The 13,091-nt window shown below is 51.0% G+C and carries 12 protein-coding genes; 11 read left to right on the top strand and 1 reads right to left on the bottom strand.

Annotation, left to right across the window (positions count from 1 at the left end; translation table 11 throughout):
* Positions 1-7: 7 nt before the first annotated feature.
* The gene (locus tag M6D81_RS16400) at positions 8-613 is read left to right on the top strand and encodes a sugar transferase (RefSeq protein ID WP_317259135.1); all 606 of its coding nucleotides are present in this window, start codon (positions 8-10) and stop codon (positions 611-613) included.
* A gap of 58 nt (positions 614-671) precedes the next feature.
* Entirely contained in the window at positions 672-1,823 is a 1,152-nt protein-coding gene (locus M6D81_RS16395; protein WP_262678072.1) for an aminotransferase class I/II-fold pyridoxal phosphate-dependent enzyme, read from the top strand.
* Here M6D81_RS16395 and M6D81_RS16390 read toward each other — a convergent pair whose 3' ends face one another.
* Positions 1,824-2,483 carry a NeuD/PglB/VioB family sugar acetyltransferase gene (locus M6D81_RS16390; RefSeq protein ID WP_262677996.1) on the bottom strand — a complete coding sequence of 220 codons (660 nt, stop codon included), beginning with the start codon at positions 2,481-2,483 and terminating at the stop codon, positions 1,824-1,826.
* A 171-nt stretch (positions 2,484-2,654) separates the two neighbouring features.
* Between M6D81_RS16390 and M6D81_RS16385 the strand changes: the two genes are divergently transcribed.
* Genes M6D81_RS16385 through M6D81_RS16345 form a run of 9 tightly spaced genes read left to right on the top strand, consistent with a single transcriptional unit; the run spans position 2,655 to position 13,070 of the window.
* The gene (locus M6D81_RS16385) at positions 2,655-3,836 is read left to right on the top strand and encodes a nucleotidyltransferase domain-containing protein (protein ID WP_262677995.1); all 1,182 of its coding nucleotides are present in this window, start codon (positions 2,655-2,657) and stop codon (positions 3,834-3,836) included.
* A gap of 30 nt (positions 3,837-3,866) precedes the next feature.
* On the top strand, positions 3,867-5,096 hold the full coding sequence (locus tag M6D81_RS16380; protein WP_262677994.1) for a glycosyltransferase: 1,230 nt from the start codon (positions 3,867-3,869) through the stop codon (positions 5,094-5,096).
* Positions 5,086-6,138, top strand: coding sequence for a glycosyltransferase family 2 protein (locus M6D81_RS16375; RefSeq protein ID WP_262677993.1), 1,053 nt, complete (start codon positions 5,086-5,088; stop codon positions 6,136-6,138). Before M6D81_RS16380 ends, M6D81_RS16375 begins: the two co-directional genes overlap by 11 nt.
* Entirely contained in the window at positions 6,135-7,292 is a 1,158-nt protein-coding gene (locus M6D81_RS16370) for a polysaccharide pyruvyl transferase family protein (RefSeq protein WP_262677992.1), read from the top strand. Before M6D81_RS16375 ends, M6D81_RS16370 begins: the two co-directional genes overlap by 4 nt.
* 11 nt (positions 7,293-7,303) lie before the next feature.
* Entirely contained in the window at positions 7,304-8,512 is a 1,209-nt protein-coding gene (locus M6D81_RS16365) for a glycosyltransferase (RefSeq protein ID WP_262677991.1), read from the top strand.
* The gene (locus M6D81_RS16360) at positions 8,509-9,693 is read left to right on the top strand and encodes a glycosyltransferase (RefSeq protein ID WP_262677990.1); all 1,185 of its coding nucleotides are present in this window, start codon (positions 8,509-8,511) and stop codon (positions 9,691-9,693) included. The genes M6D81_RS16365 and M6D81_RS16360 overlap by 4 nt, the downstream gene beginning before the upstream one ends.
* 39 nt (positions 9,694-9,732) lie before the next feature.
* Positions 9,733-10,935 carry a glycoside hydrolase family 88 protein gene (locus M6D81_RS16355; protein WP_262677989.1) on the top strand — a complete coding sequence of 401 codons (1,203 nt, stop codon included), beginning with the start codon at positions 9,733-9,735 and terminating at the stop codon, positions 10,933-10,935.
* Positions 10,936-10,937: 2 nt separating this feature from the next.
* Positions 10,938-11,495, top strand: a complete 558-nt coding sequence (locus M6D81_RS31710; protein ID WP_317259133.1) for an acyltransferase — start codon at positions 10,938-10,940, stop codon at positions 11,493-11,495.
* A 9-nt stretch (positions 11,496-11,504) separates the two neighbouring features.
* Positions 11,505-13,070 (top strand): lipopolysaccharide biosynthesis protein, encoded by a 1,566-nt coding sequence (locus tag M6D81_RS16345; protein WP_262677988.1) that lies wholly within the window; start codon positions 11,505-11,507, stop codon positions 13,068-13,070.
* The last annotated feature ends 21 nt before the right edge of the window (positions 13,071-13,091 follow it).

The raw sequence follows: 13,091 nt of genomic DNA, 5'->3' as shown, positions 1-13,091 counted from the left end.
AGATATGATAAAACGATTGATCGATATTGTTGTTGCCTCGCTATCGTTAATAGTCTTATCGCCCGTCATGCTAATCGTGGCGCTGCTCGTGCGGGTGAAGCTCGGCTCGCCTGTTCTGTTCAAGCAGCGCAGGCCGGGACTTCGTGGACGTCCATTCCATCTATACAAATTCCGCACGATGAACGACGGCAAGGATTCCTACGGGAATCTGCTGCCGGATCATCTGAGGCTTACGCCGTTCGGCTGTTGGCTGCGCAAGTACAGTCTGGATGAGCTGCCTCAGCTATTGAACGTGATACGGGGAGAGCTGAGCCTTGTCGGCCCCCGGCCGCTGCTTATGGATTATATGGCGCTATATACAGAGGAGCAGGCGCGGCGCCATCATGTAAGACCAGGCATAACAGGCTGGGCGCAGGTGAACGGTCGCAATGACGTCACTTGGGAAGAGCGGTTTCAACGGGACATTTGGTATGTGGATCATCAGAGCTTTTGGCTGGATATGAAGATTTTGCTGCTGACCGTGAAGAAGGTGGTCAAGTCGGACGGCGTCAGTAACGCGAACCATGCCACAATGCCCATGTTTGAAGGTACAACTCATAATCAGGAAGGATGAAAGCGAAGTGAAGCTTACGACGCAGGAACAACCGCGCATTTATTTGTCTCCCCCGCATATGAGCGGGAAGGAGAAGGCATATATCGAAGAAGCGTTCGCGACGAATTGGATAGCGCCGCTCGGTCCCAATCTGGACGCATTCGAGCAAGAGCTGACGGTCAAGGTCGGCGCTGCAGGGGCGGCGGCTGTCAGCTCCGGCACGGCGGCCATTCATCTCGCTCTGCAACTTGCAGGAGTGTCAGCGGGGCATACGGTATTCTGCTCCAGCTTCACCTTCGTGGCAAGCGCGAATCCGATTCGCTATCTGGGAGCGGAACCGGTATTCATCGATTCCGAGCCCGACAGCTGGAATATGTCGCCTGTCGCGCTGGAGCGCGCTCTTGAGGATGCCGCGCATAGAGGAAAGCTGCCACGGGCTGTACTCGTCGTTCACTTGTACGGGGGATTGACGAGAATGTCGGAAGTGATGGCATTATGCGGCAAGTATAACATTCCCGTGATCGAGGATGCCGCGGAATCGCTAGGCTCCACCTATCACGGGCGGCAGAGCGGCACGATCGGAGAATTCGGCATCTATTCCTTCAACGGCAACAAGATCATTACGACATCCGGCGGTGGGATGCTTGTCTCCAATGATACATCCGCGCTCGAACGGGCCAAGTTCCTGTCCACACAAGCCCGCGATGTCGCGATTCATTACCAGCACAGCCGGATAGGCTATAACTACCGGATGAGCAACGTACTGGCCGGCATTGGCAGAGGGCAGCTGCAAGCGCTGGATGAGCGGGTAGCCGCTCGCCGCCGCATATTCGAGCGTTATCGGGAAGCGCTGTCCTGCCATGACGGCATTGCGTACATGCCGGAGCTTCCAGGAACGTTCTCCAACCGCTGGTTGACGGCGATCACGGTGGACGAAGCGGTCGCCGGAGTCACTGCCGCCGATCTGGTGCAAGCGCTGGCGAGCGAGAATATTGAAGCTCGTCCGCTTTGGAAGCCGCTGCATATGCAACCTTTGTTCCAAGACGCTTCCTTCTATTCCCATATGCCGGACATGTCTGTGTGCGAGGAGCTGTTCCGAACGGGGTTATGTCTGCCATCGGGCTCGGCCATGACGGATAATGAACAGAATCGTGTAATCGCAACGATCCACTATGCGATAGACCATGCGAAACGCCGGTCAATTCTTGATCGGCACAAGCCGGCTCTGTAATTACAGATAGCGTTCTCCTATCGCTCTCTTGCGCACGATTCGAGCCGGCGTACCGTATGCGACGGTCTGATCGGGTACCGGCTTCACCACGGTCGCTCCTGCGCCAATGACGCAGTGTCCGCCAATTGCGATGCCATGTATAACGGTGGCGCCAATGGCAATGGCGGAATGCGCGCCGATCTTCACGTTGCCTCCCGCTGCCGCACGGGGAGCGAAGCTGGCGTAGTCCTCCATGATGCCATCATGCTCGATAATCGAGCCGGGATACATGATGCAATGATGGCCTACCGTTGTGTCGCTGCCGATGGCGGCTCCCGCCATCACGACTGATCCGTCGCCGACGGAAGCCCCTCTGGCGACATGAGCCGCAGGATGAACGATTGCAGGGAAGGCCAGCTGTGGCAGAGCGGCTGCCAGACGAGCGGCGATGGCAGCTCTAGTCCAATTGTCGCCGACGGCGATGACGGCGCCATGAACGGAATGTTCATGGACGAACAGCCATGAGTCGTCCCCCATAATCTCGTAGCCGTATACGCGCTTGCCTGCCGGCTGATTGGCATCGAGCAGCCCGATAATGCGGCAGCGGCCTTGTTGTTCAATCGTATCGATAACCGCTTTCGCATGGCCGCCTGCTCCGAAGATGACGATATCGCTCATCATAAGGCTCCTTTCACTTACTGGAAGTACGAACCAACAAACTTTATTCTACCATAGGAAAGGCAATTGACAGAACAGATAGAGGATGATAATCTAGAAGAGTGTTCTTTAAATAGAACAAAAACGTACACATTGTTCTTTATTGCTAATTCCTACTGCAAGAAGGAGATACTCATGATTAATGACGTTGGCTTCCATACGAAAGAGTTCTCGCAGGAAATGCGCCTTCTGCTGGCGCTTCTGGAAGTGAATAACCCAACTGAATATACGTTCGAGCATTGGGAACTGCTGCAGGACGTGGACTGGCCTCACTTCATCGAGCTGGCCCGCCATCACCGCGTATTCCCCAGCATCAGCCGCAAGCTCAGCGAGATGGACAATGCTCCGATTCCGTCATTCGTCACCAGTCTGTTCCAGCGCGATTACTACAGAAATACGCTGCAAATGCTGGCATTGAGCGGGGAGATGGAGCAGCTTGCCGGAGTGTTCTCCGAGCACGACATCGAAGTGCTGTTCTTGAAAGGACCAGTAATCGCCGCGGATCTGTACGGGGACGTCTCGCTGCGCACCTCTTGCGATCTGGATCTGCTGATACCGATTCAGAAGCTGGATAAGGCGGAAGCGCTATTGGTGAGAATGGGATACCGGAAGGACGATTATATTACGACCATTCTGAACGATTGGAAGTGGAGGCACCATCACATCACGTTCCATCATCCCGACAAGAAGATCAAGGTGGAAGTGCACTGGAGATGGAATCCTTCGCCTTCCAAGGAACCCAGCTTCCAGGAGCAGTGGGAGCGCAAGCGCCAGAGCTCGCTTATTAGCCGCCCGATCTATTATCTGGGGCGGGAAGACCTGTTCATGTTCCTGGTCTCACATGGAGCGAGACACGGCTGGTCCAGAATTCGCTGGCTGCTCGATATTAAGAAGCTCGCGAATCAGAAGTTGAACTGGCCGAGGCTGATTGCTCTGCTGCGCAAGCATCAGTACAGCGATATCGGCGGCCAGGCGCTGTTCCTGGCAGCCAAGCTGCTCGCTTCGCCGCTTCGCGAGGAGATGCGTCCGCTCTTGACGCGAAAAGCGGGTTGGCTGGCGGAAGATACCATGTTCTATATGGAGAGAATGGTTAATCTGCACAGTCCTCCCGTACCGCAGGAGGTGCAGAAGTATCATAAAAAATATTTGTTCGCATTGATGACCCCCGGACAGAAAATACAGTTTATGACCAGCTTCTTGTTCCCGTTCCCGGAGGACGCCGAGACGCTGCCGCTGCCGAAGAAGCTGCACTTTCTGTACTTTCCGCTGCGTCCCATTCTGTGGGCATGGCGAAAGGCGAAGCGGCAAGCCGCATAGCGGATAATTCGTAAAGCGAGGAGTAAGGATATGGGTCAATTATTGATTGCTTCTTACGATATGGAAGTAGGCGGTGTCGAGCGAAGCCTGGCCGGCCTGCTGGACCATCTTGATTATGACAGGTACGATGTGGATCTTATGCTGTACCGGCATAGCGGCGACTTCATGAGCTTGTTGTCCGACAGGGCTAGACTGCTTGGCGAAGTTCCGGAATACGCGACCTTCCGCGCCTCAATAGGAGAGACCTTCCGTTCAGGGTATTCGCGCATTGGATTGACTCGCTTATTGTCCAGGGCGCATGCGGAATTGGCCGGGCGACTCGGACGGATCGCGGAGCCCGGTTACATTCAGCAGCAGTTAATGTGGTCTTACGCACTCCCGTTCCTGCCGCGGCACAGTGGGAGATACAAGGCGGCAATCAGCTACTTGTGGCCTCATTATTTTGTGGCGGAGAAGGTGGAGGCCGATGTCAAGATTGCCTGGATTCACACGGATTATTCAACAATTGCGGCGCTTCGCAAGCTCGATCTTCGCATGTGGCGCAAATTCGATTACATTGTAGCCGTATCGGAAGCTTGCCGAAGCTCGTTCCTGCAGGTATACGGCGAATTGGAGGATCGGGTGATAGTTATGGAGAATCTGATTGCTCCCGACACGATCAGACTGCTGACCGATGAGCAGAAGGGAGAGACCGACAATCCGATGCTGCAAGACAACCGCTTCAAGCTTCTGACTGTAGGCCGCTTATCCCATGCGAAAGGCATCGATAATGCGGTGAGAGCGCTAAGCCTGCTGAAGAAGCGAGGTTATGACGAGATTGCTTGGTACGTGGTCGGTTACGGCGGCGACGAAGGAATGATACGTGCGTTGATCCAGGAGTTCGGACTGGAGGACAGCTTCATCCTGCTGGGCAAGCAATCCAATCCTTATCCGTATATGCAGGCCTGCGATCTGTACGTCCAGCCTTCCCGCTATGAAGGCAAGGCGGTGACGGTAATTGAAGCCCAGATTCTGTGCAAGCCTGTACTGATTACGGATTATCCGACCGCACACAGTCAGGTTATGTCGGGCTATGACGGCTGCATTGCAGACAACACGGTTGAGGGAATCGCCGACGGCATCGAGAGGCTGTACCGGCATGAGGAGCTGCGTGCTCGCTTGTCCCATAATTGCCAAGGGCTTCAATTCGATAATGAGCAGGAGTTGGAGAAGCTCTATCAATTGCTTGAAGGAAAGGCGGCGATGGCTCTTGTCCATTAAAGTAAGTGTTGTCATTCCGGTCTATAATATGGAGCCGAATCTGGACCCTTGCATACGCTCGCTGCTTGATCAGACGTTGACGGACAGCGAGTTTATCTTTGTCAACGACGGCTCCAGCGACGGCAGCGAAGCGATCATAAGAGGCTACATGGAGAAGGATAGCCGGATCAGGCTGATTAATCGGACCAATGGCGGTGTCAGTGCGGCGCGCAATTCGGGATTGTCCAAGGCTCGCGGAGCATATATCGGCTTTGTGGATGCCGACGACTACGTGGAGCCGGATTACTTCGCCCGGTTATATGAATCGGCAGTGACGGCGGATTGCGATATCGTGGTAGCCAATATGAAGACTGAGCTGGAAGGCACCTTCTCCATCACTTCTTTTCCGTTCCCTAAGCACATTTTATTGCAGGCGGACTACATCCGGGCACGGGTGCTGCCCTTGTTCCTGAAGTCGGATGAGCTCAATTCCGCCTGCAATAAATTGTACAGAAGGGAATTCATTCATCGGCATGAAGTACGCTTCCCGCAGGGGGTTGCTCTCGGAGAAGACGGCGCGTTCAATATGAATGCCTTCAGTGCTGCCACCTCGATGATATACATCGATTATTCCGGCTATAATTACCGGGAGGTTCCGGGAAGCGCCACGCGGCAGGCGGGGCGGAAGGACTACTTCCATCGGGCGTTGGAGGTGTTCCGGGGCGAGCTGCCGCCCATCTATGAGGATATTCTGGATCAATCAAGCATAAAGCGATTGAAAGCTGTCAAGCTGATCAACAGCGTAATGGCGAATGTACATATATACTTGGACCCATCCTGCCCACTGACATGGAGCCAGCGGCTAAGCTATGTGAGAGGGATGATTCATCATGAGACGGTCATAGAATGCTTGCCGCTGTGCGAAGAGGATATCGGCGAGAAGGCTGACCGTTATCAAAGGCTGCTGTTGAAATGTGTGAAGAAGCGTTCGCTGTGGGGCTTGTATGCCGCCACAAGCTATAGCCGGTATCGAAACCGCAAAGTTCGGAGGAGAATAGCATGAATATTATGATGTTCGCGCATGACGGAAGTCAGAATAGAGGTTGCGAGGCGATCGTTCGTTCTTCGGCGCATCTGCTGAAGGAGCACTGGAAGGAAGCGAAAATATACTTGGCATCGGGAATGCCGGAGACGGACAAAATCATTCCGAAGCTTGACGGAATCTACGACGGTTCTACAAGACCGATCGGAAAATTCTCTTACGATTGGCTGCTCTCCTCCCTTCGACTGAAGCTGTTCAACGATGAATCCTATGCGCTTGGACGAATTCATTCCAATATTATCGATAACATCAGAAACATGGATGTATGCTTGTCTATCGGAGGAGACAATTACTGTTACGGGGAACAGCCAGGCTGGTACGAAATCGACCGCAGAGTGAAGCAGCAGGGAAAGAAGTTGGTGCTGTGGGGGTGCTCTATCGGCGAGGAGGATATGTCCGAGCAGAAGCTCCGCGACTTGAAGCTGTTCGATCTCATTCTAACACGCGAGACAATCAGCTACGATATGCTGCGCGACAAAGGTCTGAATCAAGTGAAACTCGTAGCCGACCCCGCCTTCACCATGGAGAAGGAGGAACTGGCGCTGCCTGACGGGTGGCAGGAAGGCAATACGATTGGCCTTAACTTCAGTCCGCTTGTATGGAAGCGCAATGAAGGGTCCAGGACCGCCATCGCAGTGCTGATTCAGCATATATTGGATACGACCGACATGACCATTGCCTTGACACCCCATGTCATGGTGGAAGGCAATAATGACTATGACATCTTGAAGCATTACTACGAATCCTTCAGAAGCACCGGCAGGGTCATACTGCTGCCGGATCATCTGACGGCAACGCAATACAAAGGATATATCGCCCGCATGCGGTTTTTCATCGGCGCGCGAACGCATGCCACGATTGCGGCTTATTCCAACCATGTGCCGACAATGGTGCTGGGCTACAGCGTAAAGTCCAAAGGCATTGCCAGAGATCTGTTCGGCGAAGAGAAGCTGGTGCTGGGCATCCACGATATCGCCGACAAGCGCAAGTTGATCAACGGTTTCCACGAGCTGGTGGAGGAAGAGGAGATGATTCGGGCGCGGCTCAAGCTGGCCGTTCCAACGATTCAGGACAGATCGCATATGGCTGTTCAATACTTGAAAGAGATCGTATAGAGGTGGGGCTCATGAAGAAGAAGCTGCTATTTATCATGCCCAGCCTGGCTGCGGGAGGCGGAGAGCGCAGCCTTATCAATCTGCTGAGCTACATGGATTACGAGCAGTATGAGGTGGACCTCCATTTAATGAACCATGAAGGGATCTTCTTGGAGCTGCTGCCGGAAGAAGTAAATTTGCTGCCGCTGTCGGAAGGGTATCTGCGGTTTTCGCAGCCAATTGGCCGGTCTGTCGCGGGCCATCTGAAGCAAGGCGAGCTGTCGCTGGCATTGAACCGGATGTTGTTCAGCCTGAACAACAGAGCGGGGGGGAATGTCAGTGTCAAGGAGCAGGCGGGCTGGAAGTATGTATCTCCTTCATTACGCAAGCTGAAGGAGGAATACGACGTCGCAATCGGCTATTTGGAGAAGTCCTCCATATACTTCTGTGTCGATAAGGTGAAGGCGAAGAAGAAGATTGGCTGGATTCATTCCGACTATGATCAGCTTGGTATGGATGCCCAATTCGATCAGACATACTTCCGTGCGTTGAATCACATTGTAACGGTATCGGATGAATGTGCGAAGGTGCTGTGCAATCGGTTTCCTGAGGAAGCGCACAAGGTGACGGTCATTTACAATATGGTATCGCCGAGCATGATTCGGGCAATGGCGAGAGCAGAGGACGAGGATTTATTCGAACGACAGGATGGCGAGACAGTGATTCTTTCCATAGGCAGATTACAGCCCGAGAAGGGCTTTCTGCTCGCAGTGGATGCATTCCGGCTGTTGATGGAGCGGGGATATAAGGTGAAGTGGCATATTATCGGCGAGGGCGATGAACGTGAAGCTCTGCAACATAAAATAGAAGAGTATGGACTAAGCAGGCGGTTCAAGCTTCTGGGTGTCAGGAGCAATCCCTATCCTTATCTGGAACAAGCCGATATCTATGTGCAGCCTTCCCGGTTCGAGGGCAAGTCCATTGCCATCGACGAAGCGAAAATACTGCATAAGCCAATTGTCATTACAGCGTTCAGTACGGCTAACGATCAATTGCGACGCAACGAGGAGGGGCTTATAGCGGAGATGAGCCCGGAATCCGTCGCCGACTCGATTGCGAAGCTGATCGATGATCCCGGTCTAAGACAGCGCTTCAAGCGGCAATTGGCTTCGCTAGAGCTAGGCACGGAGCAGGAAGTTAATAAGTTCTATACATTAGTGCAAGGAGGAGAAATGCCATGAAGAGACTCCTGTTCGTTATGAGTCATCTGCATTGCGGCGGAGCCGAGAAGGCGCTGATCTCCTTGCTCCAAACGATAGATTATACAAGGTATGAGGTGGATCTGCTTCTGTTCAAGCAAGAGGGCATGTTTCTACATCAGCTGCCTCAGCAGGTTAACGTGCTTGGAGCCCCCGATGGCTATAGTTACTTCGATATGCCCTTAATGGACGCATTGAAAGCATGCATGGCCAAGGGGAAAGTGGCAACGGCCATTTCCCGATTGCAAGCTGGACTTGTGTTCAAGCAAGAAAGGAATGCGGCGAGACGTGAGCAGAGAGCGTGGAAGTATATTTCGCACGCATTGCCGAAGCTTCAAAAGCATTATGATGCCGTCATCGGTTATTTGGAGAAAAACCCGGTCTACTTCGGCATTGAGAAAGTATCCGCGACGAAGAAGCTCGGCTTTATCCATAACGATTATGAAAAGCTGGGCATGGACCCTTCACTGGATCAAGGGCATTTCGGAAAGCTGGACTACCTGATCACGGTATCCTCAGCATGCGGCGAGGTGCTGGAGCGCTTGTTCCCCCAATATGCCGATAAAGTCAAAGTGATGCACAATATTATATCGCCATCTACGGTCAGGATGATGTCCCTGCGGCCGACGCCTGCTCTGCCGGATGTGCAGGGCTGGAAGATTGTCTCGACAGGCAGATTGCATCCCCAGAAAGGATTCGATCTTGCTATTGCAGCTTGCAGACGGCTTGTCGATAGCGGTTGCGACGTTCGCTGGTACATTATCGGAGAAGGGCAAGAACGCGAGCGGCTTGAAGCCATGATATCCCAGTATGGATTGCAGGAGAGATTCGTATTGTTAGGGCTTCAGGAGAACCCGTACCCGCTTATCCGCATGGCGGACATCTATGTACAGCCATCACGATTCGAAGGCAAGCCTGTTGCAGTCGATGAAGCCAAAATACTTGGCAAGCCAATAGTCGTGACCAACTTCTCGACTGCCGCGGATAGTATTGCTTCGATGAAGAATGGAGTCATCGTAGAAATGAGTGAAGAAGCTCTCGCTAGCGGAATCAAGGAATTGCTGCTGAACGAGACGTTGCAGCAATCGTTCACGAAAGAGCTGCAGCAGGAAGAGTTGGGGACGGAATCGGAAGTGGAGAAGTTATATGAGCTGATCTCTTAGAGATAGAAAGTAATAGATAGGAAGAAGGGGAAGAAGCGCATGCTGCATTTTATTCTTTATATCATCGTCCTGCTCGCAGCAGTTGTTGTCATAATCGATTGGATTCCATTGGCGAAGGATTGGCTGGGACGGATTCGGATTGGCCGTTACAGCACTCGCGAGCAGTGGCAGAAGATGATTACGGAGGTGGGCGCCAAATGGCTTAAGCGGACACCGACAATCCGGAAGACGGATCATACCAGACTTATCGTCATGGATATGCTGCGCGGGCAGTATGCGAGCCGAACAATTCAGCATTGGCAGGAAGCCGCGCTGCTGCTCGGGCTTGCCAGTTCGGCTGGCAGCGGGTACGGCAGGGGACATAAAGCGGTGATCGAGCAATATGTAAGCGACAAGTTCACGGAAGAAGGGCAGTGGAGGGAGTCTCCCAAGCAGGTGGACGCTGGTATTCTGGCATATGCCATATTGAAGCTGGGCAAGAGCTACGCTTATCGCTGCAAGCCGGCACTCGATGAGGTATGGCACCTCATCCGCGATCACATAGGTACGGATGGAACTGTACAATATCGCAAAGCGATGAAAGACTATCGTTACGTGGATACAATCGGATTCATCTGCCCGTTCCTAGTTGCATACGGTGTTCAGTTCAAGCACTCAGAATGCATACAGCTGGCGTTGAAGCAGTTGGAGCATTATGAGAAGTTCGGCATGCTGGATAAACAATACATCCCGAGCCATGCTTATCATCTGGAGGATGGCATGCCGGCAGGACTGTACGGATGGGGGCGCGGGCTTGGCTGGTTCGCAATCGGCCTTGCCGACGCATGGAATGAACTGCCCGACCATATGGAAGAGAAGAAACGGCTGGAGGCTATGATGACTCAGTTCGCCCAAGCAGTATTGCGCTTCCAGCAGCCTTCCGGGTGCTGGAATTGGTCGGTAAACAGAGCGGAGTCGCGGCCAGACTCCTCCGCGACGGCGATATTGGGCTGGTTCTTGACGCAAGCCGGTCGTATCGGGGACATTGCTGAAGCTTGCGTAGCGGGAGCGGAGCGCGCTTCCGTCTATCTTATGGGAGTAACCCGGCGCAACGGAGCGATCGATTTCTCACAGGGAGACACGAAGGATATCGGCGTCTATTCCACACACTTCTCCATTCTTCCGTTTACGCAAGGCTTTGCTATTCGCTTATGCATGGAAGATAGGATGGAAGCAATCAAGCATTCGAAAAAGGCGGTGTAGAAATGAAACGTATTTTTCATTTTATTCGCGCCCGTGCAAGAAAAGTGTTGCTGGAAGAAATTTGGCTGGAGGATTACATTAAGCTAGGCATGAAGATCGGTAGAGACTGCTCCATTCAGCCGGGAGTTGTATTCGATTATTCCCATTGCTGGTTAATTGAAATAGGGAATCGCGTTACAATTGCCCCGGAAGCTTATATTCTTACGCACGATACAAGCAGCAAGAGCTTGATCGGCTACACAAGAATAGGTACCGTCATTATTGAGGATGATGTCTTTATAGGCGCTCGAGCAATCATCATGCCTGGAGTAACAATCGGCAAGGGAGCCATCGTCGCCGCAGGGAGTGTTGTGACCAAAACGGTGGAGCCAGGTATGGTGGTAAGCGGAGTACCGGCCATCCCTATCAGAAGCGTAACTGAACAGAAGAGTAAACTTCAACAATTAATGGTTAGCAGTAAATGTTATGACGAGTCCTATACGTTGCGGGGGCGAATATCAGCTCAAAAGCGTGAAGCGATGATGAAGGAGCTGTTAGGTAAATCAGGTTTTGTTAGATAGGAGTTAACCATGAGAGTAAAGAGTTCGTTGCTCAATATTACTGCAGGATTGGGAAATCAGATTGTTATAGCCGGACTTAGTTTCCTGACACGAACTGTATTCATCCATAGTCTCGGAATTGAATATCTTGGGATTAATGCCTTGTTTACAAGTATTCTAGCTATGCTGGCAATAGCTGAATCGGGTATTGGCTCCAGCATTATTTACAGCTTGTATAAACCCGTTGCACAAGATGACCGACCGCGAATCATCGCATTGATGAATTTGTACAGGAAAGCATATTGGATTATTGCTGGCGTGATTCTACTCGTAGGCTTGGCGCTAATGCCCTTTCTTCATCTGTTTGTAAAGGACACCAGTGTAGACCATTTACACATGATCTATTCGATTTTTCTAATGCATACTGCCCTCCCTTACCTGTTTGTCTATAAGCATTCCTTTCTGAATGTCAACCAAAAGAACTATATGATTACACTGGGGTTTACGATTTCAGCTGTATTATCAACAGGAATCAGACTCGCAATACTGCATTATACGGAAAACTACTTACTATACTTGATAGCAGAAGCCGCTATTTCTTTGGCTACGTCATATATCCTTGCCCTATTGGTTGATCGCAAATATCCCTTTTTAAAAGAAGGGACGAATTACAAGCTGGATGATGCTACGAAGGCACAGTTTAAAAAAAACATGAAAGCAATCCTTCTACAAAATATTGGGAACTATTTTATTTTTGGCGTTGACAGTGTGCTTATTTCATCATTTATTAGTGTTGTCGCAGTAGGATTATATTCAAATTACAAATTACTCATCGAATTATGCAGAAATTTTGCCAATCAGATTTTTTCCAACCTGTATCACAGTATAGGGAATTTGGTTGCCCAAGAATCAAGGGAAAAAGTGTATAGTATTTTTCAAGTATCGATGTTGGTTAATTTTTTACTTTATGCTTTCCTTGCGATAATGCTGTATCTATTTGTAGAGCCGCTAATTAAGGTATGGATTGGTAATCAATTTGTGATGGACCAGTGGGTATTATTACTGCTTGTGATCACTTTTTATGAGAGGGGCATGCGCAACACAATTACGACAATTAAAACTACTTCGGGAATTTTTCACGAAGACCGATTTGCTCCTGTTATTCAAGCTGCTATCAATTTAACAATTTCCATTGTTTTTGTTCATACAATGGGCATAGCGGGTATTTTTCTTGGAACACTTATCAGTTCTTTGCTCGTACCATTCTGGTTAACCCCCTATCTCGTGTACAAGAATGTTTTTCAAAGAACATTGCTGATTTACTATGCAAAATACGGCTATTATACGGGGGTAGCGCTCCTTACTACGTTTTTAGTCAATATGGCATTGCATTTGTTAGCTCTGCCAGATGACAGTTTTCTTTGGCTCATCGTCCAAGCGGTAGTAGCAGCGGTTTGTATTAATTTGATATTTATTTGTGTGTTTTATCGATCTGAAGAGTTCAAGTACTTGCTTAATATTTCAAAAACGATGTTAGGCAAGCTGGTATCTCTCAAATCCGCTTCAAGAAAAAACGTAGTCTCCGACCAATCTTAAAATGCGGGGAGGGGTATTCAG

This window comes from Paenibacillus sp. J5C2022 (assembly GCF_025567625.1).
Taxonomy (GTDB): Bacteria; Bacillota; Bacilli; order Paenibacillales; family Paenibacillaceae; genus Pristimantibacillus.
Note: the sequence above shows the minus strand (reverse complement) of the source record. Positions and strands in the feature narration are given on the sequence as shown.